Below are 17016 nucleotides of genomic sequence, written 5' to 3' on the forward strand. Positions count from 1 at the left end.
TAATTAGACGCAATTTTTGTAACAATCAATGCCTAAGAGCGTTTATTATATGATTTGCTGTACAATATACTTTTTAACCATCTTTGCCCGGCAAATAGCGGATAGCCTGATTGATAATTTGACATAAATATTAACCGGCATCTATTTTAAAAAACTACATACATGAAAAAAATTACCCGCTTTTTCTGGTTTTGTTCAGGAGCGCATATAGATACACTTAAAAAATACCCCATCGAGCATAATAAGTATGTGGGCATCGGGGCTACCATATTTTTCACGGCACTGTTTGCATCTCTTTCGGGAGGCTATGCCATGTACTTTGTTTTTAACGGCGACGCCTTTGCCGTTGGCTTTGCAATACTGTTTGGTTTATTATGGGGTACCGCCATTTTTAACATGGACAGGTACATTGTATCCAGTATTAATAAAGAGGGAACAACCAATCAGCAGATACTACAGGCATCTCCCCGGATATTACTGGCCATAATGATTGGGATAGTAATATCGCGCCCGTTGGAACTGAAGATATTTGACAAAGAGATCCGTCAAAAATTAAAACTCTCGTACCTGAAAGGCCAGCACCGTAAAATTGACACCCTCGAAAAAACATACAATCAAAAGTATGCCATGGAAATGGGTAAAACCGGCGATCTGAAAAAGGAGAAAGATTCGCTCGAAAAAGACATTAACCGGACCCGTTTCCTGCTTAACCAGGAGGTTTTTGGCGATAAAACCAACCAAACATCGGGCATAACCGGCTACGGCACCTACGCCAAGCAAAAGCAAGCCGTACTGGAAGAAAAAGAAGCCCGCCTGAAAACTGTAACCGATAACCTGGGGCAGCTTGATGAATATCTGGGCCACCGCAAAGATTATGAAGGGCTAAACAGCACCAGGCTGTTTACCGATCATCAGCTGGATAGCCTGGCCAATGTGGCCGGTTTTTCTGACCGGAACTGGGCGCTGGGCCAGCTATCATACAATGAAAACGGCACGCGCGATCTGGATACCTATATGGCCATCTCATTTATTGGCTACCTGTTCATTTTATTTGAATGTTTACCGGTATTTGTTAAACTAATGTCGCCCAAAGGGCCATACGATGTGGCCGTTGCCAAAATCGCCGAGGCCAATATGTACATGGCCGACAGGGATAAAGATTTGAATATCAGCGTTACCGACAACACTTACGATCATAGCCTGGAAACCGACGTAGAGCGGCGAAAGCGGGTAATCTCTTCAGAGTCTAAATACGAGTTTTAATAGTCAACCGGGCATTATTCACTATCGTTATGTAGCCGGTTTTTAAGCGAAAAACTTGCAAAGCCATCAATAAGAAATAATGAGATGGCCTTGTAACGTCTTCGTGACGGGGAAATCTCATTTAAGATTTCACGATCAACTATATTGATTGTGCCATTACGGTAACAAGGGTATCAGGGATTAGATTTTTCGCGCAAAGACGCTAAACCGCAAAGAAAAAATAAGCAAATCACTCTGCGTCTTTGCGCGAAATAAATCTCTGCATCTTTGCGCGAAATAAATCTTATAACCTTTAAACGCGATTTCCCTGGGCTTCGTAAAAGTTAAAAACGGGTTAAACCTCCGGTTATACGAATGACCATTATGGATCATCTTTTAGCGGCAAAATAGCCGGTGGGCCCTCTTTTTGAGCTGGTTAGATAAAAAATTTAAAACAAAAAATCCAAAGATCTATTAATATCGTTAGATAGTAAATATATTAATAGGGATGAAAGACACGCTGAATAACAAAGTTAAAGCGATTGCGGCAAATATCAGGCGAACAAGGGAAATGTTAAATTATACCCAGGAATACCTTGCTGCGAAGCTAAAGATATCGCAAAATGCATATAGTAAAATCGAACTTGGTTATACCAAGATAACGGTAGAAAGACTTTTCCAGATAGCCGCTATATTGGAGGTTGATGTGCACGAACTGATCGCCACAGAAAAAACGGTCGCTGCATAATCTGCTTTAATTAGCCTCCTTTTTCGTTGGGGAATGTATATTTGCAGCCGGATGGAAACAGGAAAACTAATCGATAACACCGTACAATTTGTACGTGAAACGTTAAAAAATGCGGAAGGTGGCCACGACTGGTGGCACATACACCGCGTTTGGACCAACGCCAAACTGATAGCGCAAACCGAAAAAGCCGATCCTCTCATTGTCGAACTTGCCGCATTGCTTCATGATATTGCCGATAGTAAATTTCACAACGGCGATGAGGAAATTGGCCCGCGCACTGCCGGCGACTACCTGCTGAGCCAGGGTGTTGATGCGGCTACCATTGAACATGTACAGCAAATTATCCGGCACATGTCGTTCAAATCAAGCTTTGATAAGCAAACCTTCCACTCGCCCGAACTGGCTATTGTACAGGATGCAGATAGGCTTGACGCCATTGGCGCCATAGGCATAGCGCGGGCTTTTAACTACGGCGGTTTTAAAGGGCGTGAAATTTACAATCCCGAAATTGAGCCCAATTTAAATATGAGTAAGGACGAGTATAAAAATTCGCCGGCGCCTTCCATTAATCACTTTTACGAAAAATTATTATTACTGAAAGATAAGATGAACACCCCTACCGGTCGCCAGCTGGCCGAACAGCGTCATCAGTTTATGGTAGCGTACTTACAGCAATTTTACCTGGAGTGCAAACCATAAGCCCCGATAATCGTTTCAGGATCAACTTTTACACATGAAAAAATCTTTACTTTTTATAACGCCGCTGTTGTGTACCATGCTTACAGCAAAGGCACAGGATACGCTTAAACAGCAACGGTTTAATTTTCATTTCCAGCAAACGGTTATTACCCAGTATAAACCATCCTTCGGGGCCAATTATACCGGCGATAATAGTTTGCTTACCCAGTCAGAAACCCAAAGTTCTATCACTACCACGTTGTTTGGCGGGGCCAGGCTTTGGAAAGGGGCGTCTGCTTTTTTTAACCCCGAACTATCCGGCGGATCGGGCTTGAGTAAAACCTTGGGCGTTGCTGGTTTCCCCAATGGCGAAACGTTTCGCGTTGGCGGCTCGGAACCTAAAATTTATATTGCCCGCCTATACTTTACCCAAAATTTTGAATGGGGAAAAGAGAAAGATACCCTGCAGGACGATAATAACCAGCTTGCCGGCTTAAAAAGCAAACGCTATTTTTCGGTAACTGCAGGTAAATTTGGCATGGCCGATTTTTATGACGGCAACGAATTTAGCCACGATCCACGCTCACAGTTCATAAACTGGTCGCTGATGGATAACGGCGCCTGGGACTACCCTGCCAACACCCGGGGCTATGCCATGGGGATCCATACCGAATTGGGCATGCCCAACTGGACGCTGAGGTTTGCCTTCACCATGTCGACAACTACCGCCAACGGAGCTATCTGGGATGCCAAAGTTGGCAAAGCCAACACCCAAACAATGGAGTATGAAAGGCGCTATACAATTAATGGCAATAAAGGAACCTTACGCATTTTAGGATTCCGCAATAATGGCAAAATGGGCAATTACCGCGATGCCCTTGCCATAAGTGCTGTTAACCCTGTAGTAGATACCAATTTGGTTTACGGCAAACACAAGTATGGCTTCGGCATTAGCGCCGACCAGTACCTGAGTAAAGATTTTGGTGTGTTTGCCAAGTTAAGCTATAACAACGGGCACACCGAAACCTGGTATTTTACCGAGATAGACCGCTCGTTAAGCTTTGGAGGCGTATTAAAAGGCAACTCCTGGAAGCGCAGCGACGACGAACTTGGGCTGGCATTTGTGGCAAACGGCCTATCTGCCCCGCACCGCGATTACCTGGCTGCAGGTGGTTACGGCTTCATTATAGGCGATAGCAAGTTAAATTACAGCAACGAGCTGATTGCCGAGCTGTATTACAAGATTAACGCCTATCAAAAAAAATTCTGGCTTTCGCCCGATTACCAGTTTATTGTAAACCCGGCTTATAATAAAGACAGGGGACCGGTGAATGTGTTTTCGTTAAGGGTGCATGTAGAGTTTTAGGGGAGGGAAGATGTCGGTGAAAGCAGTACATGAGAGTTGGCTATTACCCTCTAAATTTACCATCCCCTGGTTTTCTTGATATACAGATCAAATACCTCTTCCAATTTTTTAAAAGGAAATTCTTTGCTTTGGATACGGTGCGCCAATTCGGGCATATCGGCAAAAGCCTTGCTCAGTACAGCCACGAAGTTTGCTTTGGTAAGTTCAAATGTGGTATTTCCATCCTGGTACATAAGTATTTGCTTAGTTTGCTGATATGGAACTGGTGAAGTAAATACCATATTGCTCCTAAAGCGTGGGGAAGAGCCTGTAGCGCCTAATATTGGCGTAGTAGTTGTAGACATAGTTGAGCCTGGTCCCCAATGCACAAATTGATACTTATAATAAAAATTAGTGTTTGGTGTGGCAATTAGCAGGTGGGCAAAGTACCGTTTATTATCCTTACCATCTTCGGTCATAACGGTAAGGCTATCGCTGGGTAGAGCCGTGACAACGGCTCGTACGTCTTCTATTTTTATCTTTTGCGAACTTCCTCCAGCATCCGGCTTATAAAAAAATTTATTGTCACATACATTGAAACTTAACACCCCGGTAATTTTATTACCATCTTTATCCACATAATACCCGGGATTGTATGTTTTAAACAGCTGCGCATCAGCAGATAATACCAATAAGGAGAACAATAATATTAAGGAGGGTTTGCGCATGTTTTTTATAATGTTTGGCTATAAATGTAGTGGCCTAAGCGCAAATGTGCAATTAATATTTTATCGGCTAAAGTTAAGCGGCGTAGCGCAGGGCCTTAATCCCGCGGATGGGTGTTTTGTCGCTTCAAAGATAAGTATGGCTATGTTGTACGGAGTGCCGGATTATGGGTATAATTGTCGATGTAACACCGTTAATCGTACCGGTACTTAAAATAATAATCCCTGATGGTGATGCTCATTTGCTCGGCATCGCCGGCAATTAAAATACCGGGTATCGAAATTCCGCAGGCTATATATCCGTAGTAAATCCTAACTATGGGGTTTTTTATTTGGGGCCAGTTGCGCCACGTTTTTCTAAGCGACATTTTTAACCCCTGTACCTTATCTATACTTTCAATATCCCGCCAGGCAATCGTATAGCCGTTTTTCTGGATAAAAATAAATTCGCGGGTGATTATAATAGCCGGAGTGCCTCTTAGCACATCATAAATGTGCCGGATAAAAAACATCAGGAAATAATCGACAACCAGCACCAATATTACCGCGCCCGGGTAATCTTTATAAATCAAAAGCTTATTAAAAACCGAATTCACCGGCTGGCTTATTAAAAGCACAAACAGTACAATGGGCAAAATGAAGTATGGATTGTATTTATAAATTCGCATGCCATCCATATTTCAACCTTTTAGCTCATCAGCGCCAGCGTACCAAAGTAAACCAGCATACAACCCGAACTTAAAAAGTTCATGCGCATGGCGTTTTTAAAATCGGCATTAGCTGTCGATTTTCCTACTTTGTAAAACCAGTAGTTGAAAAATAAAAATATAGGGAGCGCGCATACCAGGAAAAAGTAAAAGTTGACCATTTTCCCCTCCAAATGCCAATAATAAAATGAGCAGGCTATCCCCAGCGCAAACATAGCGCCCGAAAAAATGAACGATCCCTTGTAGCCCAATAATAAACTAATTGTCCTGTCGCCACGGCGGCTGTCTTCTTCGTGCTGGTAAACCTGGGTGAGCGGGTACGATGCGCCAATGAGGCACGAGCAAATTGCCCCGGCTACAATAAACCCGGTATCCCAGTGCCTGAACAGGCTGAGCCCGCTTAATGCCGAATAGGTGACATAATAAATAAAGCATCCCTGGAAAATAAACACCGTTAAAAAACTGATAATGGCGTACTTTTTTAACCGTGTAGCCGGATGGCTATACAATTTAGACATGACGCCATAAATAAGCACCGCCACCGCAAACTCCCAGCTAATTAAAAAACCCAGGCCAAAGGCCAGCGCCTCCAGCAGGATAGAAAAATAGTACAGGCTGATATCAACCTCGGGCGGTTTCTCTAACAGGCCAATGCTATCCTCGTCCTTATCAAAATAACTGTTATACCCGTTACTTGCCGGGAACGCCAGAAAATGCCAGATAAAAAATATAAGCACAGCCTGCCCCGGCTGCACAAATGTAGCCTGGCTAAAAGCAAACAAATAAACAGGCAACAAAAAAACAGAGAAAACAAAACGCATGTGGGCCCAGGCCGATGGTGTGGGGATTAATTGTTTCAATTTCATGCGGGCAGATTTATATCCATAGGTAAAAGCAACCAATACTATTTGTTGAAACGTATTAAACCTGCAGCAGGTTGCTTAATCTTACTAATGTAAAAATTAGTTACAGATAAATTATTATGTTTGAAAATCACCTTAGCAACAGTATGACCAGGAAACTATTTAGCATTGCAATTCTATTTTTTTTAGCAACCAACACGTTTGCGCAAAATAAAGTAACCAAATCGGCGGTTACTTTCAAAATCAAAAATCTGGGCTTTAATGTCGAAGGCTCTTTTGGGGGCTTTAACGCTGATATTAATTTTAAGCCAACCAGCCTCACAACAAGTTCAATCGAGGCCTCTGTGGCATCAAACACAGTTAATACCGATAATGAAAGCCGCGATAACCACCTGAAGAGCGAAGACTACTTTGATGCGGCTAAATATCCAAAGATCATTTTAAAGTCGGTTTCATTTAAACACAAAAGCGGAAGCAACTATACCGGCAGTTTTAACGTAACTATCAGAGACAAAACAAAACTGATAGAAATACCTTTTACGTATGTTGAAGCGGGTAGCAATGCGACGTTTAAAGGTGATTTCCAGGTTTTAAGGACAGATTTTGGCATCGGTGGCAAAAACGTGATTTTATCCAACGAGGCCAATGTTTCGATAGTGACCGAGATCAGCAAATAAAGTCGTTAAGTCTGAAGTCCTAAGTCGAAAGAGACTTACGACTTAGGACTTCAGACTTAAATAAAGCTAAATATAAATGGAGAGTTGCATCAGTGCCATCGGGATAGCAAATCCCCATAACCGGATAGCCCAGCAGGATATTTACCATTTTATGGTGAATGCTTTTGGGTTGGATGCAACTAACGCCGCGCGATTAAAAAGCATTTACGATAATTCAGGTATCGATTATCGCTACTCGGTGATCCCGGATTTTGGCGAAACCGACCCATCCAACTATACTTTTTTTGACACATCCGGAAGTTTTACCCCTTTTCCGGATACCCGCAAACGCTTAAAGCTTTACCAGGATGAGGCTATCGCTATTGCCATAAATGCGGTCAAAAATTGCCTTGCAGGTTTTGGAGCCGGTGTTATCAAACAAATCACCCATTTGGTTACCATTAGCTGCACGGGCATGCATGCACCCGGTATTGATATTGAACTGGTAGAGAAACTGGGGCTTAACCGCGATACCGAGCGTACCTGCATCAACTTTATGGGCTGTTACGGCGCCATAAACGGCCTTAAAGTGGCCGATTACATTTGCCGTGCCAATCCCGAAGCCAAGGTTTTGGTAGTAAGTGTGGAATTATGCACCCTCCATTTTCAAAAAGATAATACACTGGACAACTGGGTGGCCAACTCCCTGTTCTCAGACGGTGCCGCCGCGGTACTGGTAGAGAATGCTTCGCAACGTATGGGGACTGGCACCAGCCTTACCTTAAAAAACTTTTACTCGGAGTTTGTGACCGAAGCCCGCGACGATATGGGCTGGTATGTAGGTAACACGGGGTTCGAGATGAAATTAACCTCACGGGTATCCAAACAAATCAAAAAAAACATCAAGGCTTTAACAGGCCGCTTTTTGCAAAAGGCAAAACTTAATGCAGATGAAATAACCGCTTATGCTGTACACCCCGGCGGCCGCAAAATACTGGAGGCTGTAGAGGAAGCGCTGGAACTGCCGGAAGAAAGCAACGCCTTTGCTTATGAAACCTTGCAGCAGTACGGTAATATGTCATCAGCCACCATCCTGTTTGTACTACAAAAAATGCTTAAGGCCGAAAATTTGATTGATCAAAAGATTATGAGCTTTGCTTTTGGGCCGGGGTTAACGGTTGAGGGTATGATATTAGAAATGTCTTGCTAAAGCATATGAACGATGTAATTATAGTTGGCGGTGGCCTTGCGGGATTATTTAACGCGATACTATTAAACCGTGCCGGCTTAAACGTTACCCTCATCGAAAAAAAAACATACCCCATGCACCGGGTATGTGGCGAATACATCTCCAACGAAGTAATCCCGTTTTTAAATACTTTAGATATCAACCTCGATCAGCTGAATGTTGCCCGCATTAACAGGCTGGAGGTTACCGCTGCCTCTGGTGTTAAATTTGCTCAAAAGCTTGATCTGGGCGGCTTTGGGTTAAGCAGGTATACCTTCGATAATTTTTTATACCATAAAGCGACAATAGAAGGCGTAAATTTCATGACAGGTGCAAGGGTGGAGGACGTACGCTACGCCGGCAATCAGTTTGAGGTGGTTACGCCCGGCGAAGTGTTAACAGCCCCGCTGGTAATCGGCTCATTCGGCAAGCGGTCAAACCTCGATCAAAAACTAAAACGGCCCTTCTTTTATAAACGCAGCCCCTACCTGGCCGTAAAATTCCATATAAAAATGGATTTGCCGCAGGACCTTATCCAGCTTAACAATTATAAAGATGGCTATTGCGGCGTAAGCAAAACCGATGGCGACAGGTACTGCATGTGCTACATGGCGCACCGCGATGACCTGCGCAAGTACGGCAGCCTGCAAGAGTTGGAACAGAACGTTATCCGCAAAAACCCATATCTCGACAATATTTTTGCCAATGCCGAATTTTTACTGGATAAGCCCGAGGTAATTAACGAGATCTCTTTTGAAAAGAAAGCCCCGGTTGATAACCATATTTTAATGAGCGGCGATACCGCCGGAATGATAGCGCCATTATGCGGCAACGGCATGACCATGGCTATCCACTCGGCCAAAATCCTGTCAGAAAAAATTATCAGCCATTATAAAACCGGCAAATTTTATGAAGATAACCGTGTAGCTTTAGAGGCCGATTATACCGGTGCCTGGAACCGGCAATTTGCACAACGGCTTTGGGTAGGCCGGCAATTGCAGCGCCTGTTTGGCAATAACAACACAACCGCCCTTACACTTAGCCTGTTAAACGGCTTACCGCCATTATCCAGGTACCTGATTAGTAAAACTCACGGAAAACCTTTTTCATAAGGTTATTGTATTGATACCATGGCCAATTTAAAACACCGCGCCTTTGATGCCGAAATCATGGACGACCTGAACTTGCCCGACAGTGAGATAGCCCCTGTGTTGGAAGGTTTGGGCAAGGTAAATTCATGGTTCGGCGGGCATAAGGAAGCAATAGAGGCATTAAAAAACTTCCCGGTAAAGCAAGGATATTCCATATGCGATTGGGGCTGTGGCGGCGGCGATACGCTGATTGCCATTGCCAAATGGGCAAAGCAACAACCGATGGCCCTAAAACTTACAGGTATTGATGCTGCCCCCGCGGCAATAAACTATGCGCGCAATGCATCTAAAGAGATAGCCGGCATTGGCTATGTGCAGGCCGATGTAATAAACGATACCCATCTTTTAGGCAAGCACGATATCATTATCAGCAATTTGTTTACGCATCACTTTGATGATGAACACTGGGTGAAAATGATTAAAAACATGTATGCATCCGCCCAAAAAGGAATAATCATTACCGATTTGCACCGCCATTGGGCGCTATATTATGCGGTTATTTTCATTACACATGTTTTAACCCGTAATAAAATGGTACGTTACGACGGGCCGCTATCAGTAAAGCGGGGTTTTAAAAAGCCGGAATTATTAACACTGCTAAAAAAGGCACAAATTGATAACTTTAAATTAACGTGGAAGTGGCCATTCCGCTGGGCTTTAGTGATCTATAAATCGTAGCTTTACGCTATGAATTTGCGTGTACTGGTTTTAATTACCGCAACCGGGGTTGCCATAACCCTGTCGGCGGTTAACTTTTATTTTCAGCATAAATGGTATGATGTGATGGTTACTTTCACCATTACCATAGCGGTAAGCTACTTTGTGTTTTACTACCTGATAGAAAAGTATATTTACTCGCGCATCAAACTTATTTATAAGCTCATCCACAATTTAAAGCTTGGCCGCGATTTGCGCGATGCGCTCGGCGAGCATGTAACCGCCAACCCCATTGATGATGTGGAGCAGGAGGTAAAAGAATGGGCAAAACAAAAAAAATCGGAGATTGATGACTTGCGTAAGCAGGAAAAATTTCGCCGCGATTTTTTATCCAATATCTCGCATGAGTTTAAAACACCGCTTTTTGCCATACAGGGATATATCGAAGCGCTGCAGGATGATGACTTTGACGACCGCGAGCTGGCCCGCCAGTTTTTAGATAAAGCATCAAAAAATGTAGATCGCCTGAGTTACCTGATCAAAGACCTGGACGAAATTTCGAAGCTGGAATCGGGCGAGATACCTATTAATTATAGCAAATTCAAAATCAACGACCTCATTAAGGAAGTTTTTGAATCGCTGGAAATAAAAGGCAAGCAGTATAAAATTAAGCTGATTTTTAAACAAAAATATGATGAGGGCATCATCGTATACGCCGACAGGGAAAAAATAAGGCAGGTATTGGTTAACCTGATTGATAACTCATTTAAGTACGGCAAAGAAGAAGGAAGCACATCATTAAGCCTTTTTGTGCTTGACGACCAGGTTTTGGTTGAGGTTACCGACGATGGTATTGGTATTGAAGAAAAGTTTTTGCCTCGCCTGTTCGAGCGTTTTTACCGCACAGATACCAGCCGGTCGCGCCAAATTGGAGGATCGGGGCTGGGCCTGGCCATTGTAAAACACATTATCGAAGCGCACCAGCAAACCATTAATGTACGCAGTACCGAGGGTTTGGGATCAACTTTTGGGTTTACTTTGCAAAGAGCAAAACAAACTTTACCTTTCCCCAATATACCAGTGTTAAAAAGTTAACACTAATTTAACATAGCAACCGTACCTTTACACCAATTTTAAGCATCATGTCATTAAACAGCATTTTCCAGTATTTTGTACCTAAGGACAAAAAAATATTTTTTCCTTTATTTGAGCAGGCAGCAAACAACGTAGTAGCAATGGCTACTATTTTGGTAGAGGCTGTTAACTCCAATAACGCCACCACCCGCGAAGAGCTGTTTAAACAAATTGACAAGCTTGAAAATAAAGGCGATGAATTTACCCACCAGATATACCTGGAACTGGGCAAAAATTTTATTACCCCTTTTGACCGCGAAGATATTCACGCGTTAGCCACAGCTATTGATGATGTTGCCGATTATATCCAGGGTGCTGCCAACCGGATGAGCCTTTACCGGATAGATGATTTTAATGAGCACATCCGCAAACTATCTGACCTGATCCTTCAGGCCAGCATCGATCTTGAAAAAGCAGTGCGCGAGTTAAAAGACCTGCGCAACGTACGTAACATTGCCGATTCGTGCATCAGGATAAACAGTGTAGAAAATCAGGCTGATTATGTTTTTGACCGCGCAGTGGCCGATTTGTTCCTTTACGAAAAAGATGCTATCCGCCTGATAAAGTATAAAGAAATCCTTGCCGCTCTTGAAACTGCAACCGATATGTGCGAAGACGCGGCCAATGTAATGGAATCTATTTTAGTTAAAAACGCTTAAGCATACCTAATCATCACTAAATGGTTACTTCCCTACTTGTTGTTATAGTTTTACTTGCACTCGTTTTTGATTACACCAACGGCTTTCACGATGCTGCAAATTCAATTGCCACCATTGTATCAACCAAAGTGCTTACCCCCTTTCAGGCTGTACTACTGGCAGCTGTATTTAACTTTGCCGCCTATTTTTTTATCAAGGAGCACACAGTTGCAAAAACTGTTTCAAAAATTGTTTTAGAACATTTTGTCACCCTTCATGTAATACTTGCCGGTTTGGTTGCGGCCATCAGCTGGAATTTGATAACCTGGTGGTTTGGTATCCCGTCAAGTTCATCCCATACGCTTATAGGTGGATTTGCCGGTGCCGGTATGACCAACGCCCTTTATATGGGCGTTCATCCGTTGCAGGCCATCGAAATGCAGTATGTACTAACCATTATGGCCTATATTGTACTCGCGCCATTTATAGGGTTGTTCATAGCGTATGTTATTACTATTTTAATATTAAATATTTGCAAGCGTGCCAAGCCTTCAACGGCCGAGCGGTGGTTTAAAAGATTGCAATTGGTATCGGCTGCTGCACTAAGCTTTGCACATGGAGGTAACGATGCGCAAAAGGTAATGGGTATATTGTATGTAACCCTTATTGCCGGCAAGGTTATACAGCCTGGTTCGGAAATGCCGGAGTGGATTCCGTTGGCTTGTTACACCGCTATTGCTGCAGGTACCATGAGCGGTGGTTGGAAAATTGTTAAAACCATGGGCTCAAAAATAACCAAGGTAACACCACTTGAGGGCGTAAGTGCCGAAACAGCGGGCGCTATTACCCTGTTTATTACCGAACGGTTTGGCATCCCGGTTTCTACCACCCACACTATTACAGGCTCCATTATTGGTGTTGGTTTAACCAAGCGCGTATCCGCTGTACGCTGGGGTGTAACCATTAACCTTGTTTGGGCATGGATTATCACCATTCCAATTTCTGCTTTAATTGCGGCAGGTGTTTTTGCCCTGTTAAAAGTGTTGGAATAATTTACTGATAAGTTGGCTTCATTTTTGCTAATTTTAGCCACTATGAAAAAACAGATATTAATCCTTACTGCTTTGCTGTCCTTTATAACCTTAAGCAGCTGCGATACATTAAACCAGGTAGCACAGGCCGCAACAACCAATGCGCAGGGAACGCCTACTACGTTTGAGATAGGTAACGGCCTTAGGCAGGCCCTTGAAATAGGTACCGGCAAAAGTTCAGATAAGCTATCTGTTGTTGATGGTTTTTTAAAGAACGCCGAAGTTAAAATACTTTTTCCGCCCGAGGCACAAAAAGCCGAGAAAACGCTTCGCAGCATAGGCCTGGGCAGCCTTTGCGATAATGTAATAACCTCCGTTAACCACGCTGCCGAAGATGCCGCAGTAAAAGCAAAACCTATATTTATCAGCGCCATAAAGCAAATGACTTTGCAGGATGTAACAAATATTTTGTTAGGCAGCCAGGATGCGGCAACCCAGTACTTTAAAAAAACCACAACTTTACAATTGGCCGGGCAGTTTAAACCGGTGATACAGGCAAGCTTAAACAAAGTTGGCGCTACAAAATATTATACCGATGCAGCACAGGCTTATAACAAGGTGCCTTTTGTATCAAAAATAAATCCCGACATTACCGATTACGTAACCCAGAAAGCCATTGCCGGCTTATTTGTAGAGATAGCTAAAGAGGAGCTGAACATCCGCCAGAACCTGAGCGCACGCACAACGCCGTTGCTTCAAAAAGTATTCTCTTTTGCTGATAAGAAAAAAAGCGGGCAGTAATCTTAAAACAGACTTCACCCACCCGTCATTACGAGTATCCATCGGATAAAACCCGAAAAAAATCGTTATGGCGTGCAAAGAAATACAGTGAAATCAATGCACTAAACTCCCGTCATTGCGAGGCACGAAGCAATCCCCTACTTGCCAAATCTCACATAGTTCGGGATTGCTTCGTACCTCGCAATGACGGATGATGATGATAAAAAAGGCCAATCGTTTTGCGATTGACCTTTTATGTTAAATCTGCACATCTGAAATTTGCACATCCGCACACCTACCCCAATATCTCCTTTATATCATCCGCAGTAAGCGATTTGATAAAACTCTCCTCGGTGGTAATTAAAGCGCGGCTCAGGCTTAATTTGCGCTGCTGCAGGGCAAGTATCTTCTCTTCAACAGAATCTTTGGTGATGAATTTGTAAATGAACACGTTTTTGGTTTGCCCAATACGATGGGTACGGTCAATAGCCTGTTGCTCTACGGCGGGGTTCCACCACGGGTCAAGGATAAATACATAATCGGCCTCGGTGAGGTTAAGCCCTACGCCTCCGGCCTTTATCGAGATCAGGAAAACCCTGGTTTTTTTATCTTCCTGGAATTGTTTAACCACGTCGCCCCGGTTTTGGGTGCTGCCGTCAAGGTAAACATATGATATTCCTTCGCGTTCCAGGTGCTCGCGGTAAATGGCAAGCTGCTTTACAAACTGCGAGAATATCAACACCTTGTGCCCGCCATCCAAAACGCTGGCCAGGGTGTGTACAACGTTTTCAAATTTCCCGCTATCGCCCTCGTAATCTTTATCAATCATGATAGGATGGTTGGCTATCTGCCTCAGCTTAATCAGCCCTTGCAATACCTGTATCTGGGTTTTGGCAAAGGTGCCATCCTCCAGGCTTTTCAGTAATTCGTTACGGTATTCTGATTTTATTTTTTCATACACAGATCCCTGCTCCTCGCTCATGTCGCAATAAAGCAACGTTTCTGTTTTTGGCGGCAGCTCTGTGGCAACTTGCTCTTTGGTGCGGCGCAGCACAAAAGGTTTAATAAGCGCCTGCAGCTTGCGGGCCTTATCCTCGTCCTTTTTCTTTTCTATCGGGGTAACAAATTCGTTCTGAAAAAATTGCTGGTTACCCAATAAGCCGGGGTTTATAAACGACATCTGCGTCCATAAGTCATTAACCGAATTTTCAACCGGCGTACCGCTCAATATCAGCTTAAAGCGCGACTTGAGCTGCTTAACTGCCTGGAATGATTTTGACGATGGATTTTTGATGTTCTGGCTTTCATCCAATATCACATAATCAAAAAAGTACTCCTTAAACATTTCAATATCTATCCGGCTGATACCATAAGTGGTAATAACCACATCATAGTTGGCAAACACATCTGCCGACCTGTATCGTAATGTGCCTGTATGCACCATCAGCCTCAATTGCGGTGTAAATTTTTTTGCCTCGTTAAGCCAGTTGTATATCAACGATGTTGGCATAATAACCAGCGATGTGCTCTTGCTGCCCTCTGCTTCGGTAAACTCTTTATGTTTTTGCAACAGTGCCAGGGTTTGTATGGTTTTACCAAGCCCCATGTCATCGGCAAGGCAACCACCAAAATGGTATTGCTTTAAAAAGTGAAACCAGTTATAGCCTGCTTTTTGATAGGCCCGCAGGTTACCATCAAAATTTACCGGCATCTCAATTTCCTCCAGTTCCTCAAAATTGGTCAGCCTTTGTAGCTTGCGGGTCATGGTAACGTTGGCCATTTCGCCTTCGGCCAGGTCGTTAACCAGGCCTATATGGTGGCGGCGAAGTCGTAACTCATTGCCCCCCTCGGTGAAATGCAGCAGGTTGCCATATTGCGAAAACCATTTTTCGGGGATAACAGCAATCTCGCCCGATGGCAAAGTAAATTCCTTTTTATGGTTAAGGATATGGTTTTTTAGCTGTATAAACGGAATGCGGTATGGCCCAAACCAAACAATGGCGTTAATATCAAACCAATCGTTGTTTTCAGATACCTCAAGGTCTATTTTACTGTTTCCAAAAACGTACCGCTTTTGTCCTTCGGGTTGTTCTATTTCAAAACCCTGTTCTTTTAGCTGGTTATGGTGCTGATTAAGCCATTCAAATACCGAGAAGGAATGATCGGCATCCTCGTCATGTTTATTATCAACCTCCAGGTTTTGAAACAAACTGGATACGGTTTTAAGGCCCAATTGCTCCAACTGCGCCATCTTGCCCTTTTCCCAGGTCCCCGAGCGTTTAATACGGTGGAACAGGTAATCGTCGCCGTTTTTTTCCATCCTTACCGATACCGTACGCCCGTCGCCGTAAGGGAAAATATAGCCCGCATATTTAAAATACAATTGCAGCTGGGATGTGCCACCCTCTACATAAATAGGTTTTATAACCGGCTGTGCATCGTATTTTTCGGTATTTATCGTGAATCCTTCGGCATATACATTGTGCTTCTCAATCAGCGGCGCAACAAACTTTTCAAAGTAGGATTGCTCCGACGACCTGGGGATTGCGATAAAGCGCTTATTCAGGAACGGCACCAGTTTTTTACCCTCTATCTCTTTATCAAAATAATACAGGGTATCGTCCAGCAGCATCCAGGCCGGGTGGTTACAAATAATTTCGGCATTTTTAAACATGAATTCAATGCGCATTCCCTGGTATTTAATCGTCGGGAAATACCTTATCTCCTCCTCATTTCGCCTAAAATGGAATAGCACGCTGGCCGGCTCAGTAGCTATTTGCAGCTTTCGCTCTCCCGGATAGCCCTCCTTACTCATCTGGTAAACCTTTTTGCCGGTTTGCATCAGCAGGTTCAGCGCTTCGGCCATTCGTTTCTCCAGCTTCGGGCGAATGGTATCAAATAATGCTTCGTTAAATATCTTGGCAAAAAATTCAAACGGACGGATGGGCTTCTTATAAAAGCGTTTAATCACATTGCCCTGTTCCATCTCCTCCAAAATCTTGATAAGCTTAATATCAACCTCATCAATACAATGAATAAACTCCTTTGCCGTATTAGAAAATAAGCGCTGGTGGGTTAATGAAAATTCGCCGTTGGGGTTAAGCTGAACGATGTGTGGCTCAATTACATAGCCAAGGTAATCATGCTTTGCAATGGCATAAATAATCTGGCAGGGTTTTGTACTGTCTACTCGTAGCATTAACTTTTGATAAAAAATTAATAGAAGCTACATCAACAAAAAATTCAAACGTAATCAGAATTTGGGGGAATTGAAAGGATTTTTTGTTTTTTAATTACGTTTCCTGCTCAGCACAGCAGTTTGCGGGCGCTTTTTTGCTTGTTTTTTCATTAAAACCATCTGATACTTGTTTATTTCTCATCGTAATTTGTGCGGAATGCATTATCTGGTATATGGATTTATGTTTAGTTTCGG

General features: G+C 43.3%; 16 protein-coding genes. 12 read left to right on the forward strand and 4 right to left on the reverse strand.

All coding sequences use genetic code 11. The features are described from left to right. Positions 1 to 162 precede the first annotated feature (162 nt). The 4 genes from AC1RM2_RS14465 to AC1RM2_RS14480 all read left to right on the forward strand — a co-directional run bounded on the left by AC1RM2_RS14465 (position 163) and on the right by AC1RM2_RS14480 (position 4034). Positions 163 to 1263 carry a DUF4407 domain-containing protein gene (locus AC1RM2_RS14465; protein WP_492985821.1) on the forward strand — a complete coding sequence of 367 codons (1101 nt, stop codon included), beginning with the start codon at positions 163 to 165 and terminating at the stop codon, positions 1261 to 1263. A gap of 487 nt (positions 1264 to 1750) precedes the next feature. After that, a complete protein-coding gene (locus AC1RM2_RS14470; protein WP_492985823.1) occupies positions 1751 to 1990 on the forward strand; it encodes a helix-turn-helix domain-containing protein in 240 nt (79 codons plus the stop codon). Positions 1991 to 2041: 51 nt separating this feature from the next. Continuing rightward, positions 2042 to 2689 (forward strand): HD domain-containing protein, encoded by a 648-nt coding sequence (locus AC1RM2_RS14475; RefSeq protein WP_492985824.1) that lies wholly within the window; start codon positions 2042 to 2044, stop codon positions 2687 to 2689. 34 nt (positions 2690 to 2723) lie between these two features. Further along, positions 2724 to 4034: a carbohydrate porin gene (locus AC1RM2_RS14480; protein WP_492985826.1), complete on the forward strand. Its 1311-nt coding sequence runs from the start codon at positions 2724 to 2726 to the stop codon at positions 4032 to 4034. Between the two features lie 56 nt (positions 4035 to 4090). Here AC1RM2_RS14480 and AC1RM2_RS14485 read toward each other — a convergent pair whose 3' ends face one another. The 3 genes from AC1RM2_RS14485 to AC1RM2_RS14495 all read right to left on the reverse strand — a co-directional run bounded on the left by AC1RM2_RS14485 (position 4091) and on the right by AC1RM2_RS14495 (position 6311). Next, complete coding sequence (locus AC1RM2_RS14485; RefSeq protein ID WP_492985827.1) at positions 4091 to 4741, reverse strand: hypothetical protein; 651 nt, start codon at positions 4739 to 4741, stop codon at positions 4091 to 4093. A 191-nt stretch (positions 4742 to 4932) separates the two neighbouring features. Then, positions 4933 to 5406: a hypothetical protein gene (locus AC1RM2_RS14490; RefSeq protein WP_492985829.1), complete on the reverse strand. Its 474-nt coding sequence runs from the start codon at positions 5404 to 5406 to the stop codon at positions 4933 to 4935. A 20-nt stretch (positions 5407 to 5426) separates the two neighbouring features. Further along, the gene (locus AC1RM2_RS14495) at positions 5427 to 6311 is read right to left on the reverse strand and encodes a UbiA family prenyltransferase (protein WP_492985831.1); all 885 of its coding nucleotides are present in this window, start codon (positions 6309 to 6311) and stop codon (positions 5427 to 5429) included. 143 nt (positions 6312 to 6454) lie between these two features. Here AC1RM2_RS14495 and AC1RM2_RS14500 point away from each other — a divergent pair, with 143 nt between their 5' ends. The 8 genes from AC1RM2_RS14500 to AC1RM2_RS14535 all read left to right on the forward strand — a co-directional run bounded on the left by AC1RM2_RS14500 (position 6455) and on the right by AC1RM2_RS14535 (position 13604). After that, on the forward strand, positions 6455 to 6985 hold the full coding sequence (locus AC1RM2_RS14500) for a YceI family protein (protein ID WP_492985833.1): 531 nt from the start codon (positions 6455 to 6457) through the stop codon (positions 6983 to 6985). A gap of 76 nt (positions 6986 to 7061) precedes the next feature. After that, complete coding sequence (locus tag AC1RM2_RS14505) at positions 7062 to 8174, forward strand: type III polyketide synthase (protein WP_492985835.1); 1113 nt, start codon at positions 7062 to 7064, stop codon at positions 8172 to 8174. Between the two features lie 5 nt (positions 8175 to 8179). After that, positions 8180 to 9304 carry an NAD(P)/FAD-dependent oxidoreductase gene (locus tag AC1RM2_RS14510; protein WP_492985836.1) on the forward strand — a complete coding sequence of 375 codons (1125 nt, stop codon included), beginning with the start codon at positions 8180 to 8182 and terminating at the stop codon, positions 9302 to 9304. 18 nt (positions 9305 to 9322) lie between these two features. Continuing rightward, positions 9323 to 10021, forward strand: coding sequence for a methyltransferase domain-containing protein (locus AC1RM2_RS14515; RefSeq protein ID WP_492985838.1), 699 nt, complete (start codon positions 9323 to 9325; stop codon positions 10019 to 10021). Positions 10022 to 10030: 9 nt separating this feature from the next. Continuing rightward, on the forward strand, positions 10031 to 11095 hold the full coding sequence (locus tag AC1RM2_RS14520; RefSeq protein ID WP_492985840.1) for a sensor histidine kinase: 1065 nt from the start codon (positions 10031 to 10033) through the stop codon (positions 11093 to 11095). A gap of 47 nt (positions 11096 to 11142) precedes the next feature. Continuing rightward, positions 11143 to 11793, forward strand: coding sequence for a DUF47 domain-containing protein (locus AC1RM2_RS14525; RefSeq protein WP_090638703.1), 651 nt, complete (start codon positions 11143 to 11145; stop codon positions 11791 to 11793). A 20-nt stretch (positions 11794 to 11813) separates the two neighbouring features. Further along, positions 11814 to 12824 (forward strand): inorganic phosphate transporter, encoded by a 1011-nt coding sequence (locus tag AC1RM2_RS14530; protein WP_492985841.1) that lies wholly within the window; start codon positions 11814 to 11816, stop codon positions 12822 to 12824. Positions 12825 to 12866: 42 nt separating this feature from the next. Then, positions 12867 to 13604, forward strand: coding sequence for a DUF4197 domain-containing protein (locus AC1RM2_RS14535; protein ID WP_492985842.1), 738 nt, complete (start codon positions 12867 to 12869; stop codon positions 13602 to 13604). 274 nt (positions 13605 to 13878) lie between these two features. On the opposite strand, the gene AC1RM2_RS14540 is transcribed toward AC1RM2_RS14535, so the two are convergent. Beyond that, entirely contained in the window at positions 13879 to 16782 is a 2904-nt protein-coding gene (locus tag AC1RM2_RS14540; RefSeq protein WP_492985844.1) for a DEAD/DEAH box helicase, read from the reverse strand. Positions 16783 to 17016 lie beyond the last annotated feature (234 nt).

The organism is Mucilaginibacter sp. GW822-FHT03E02 (assembly GCF_058801545.1).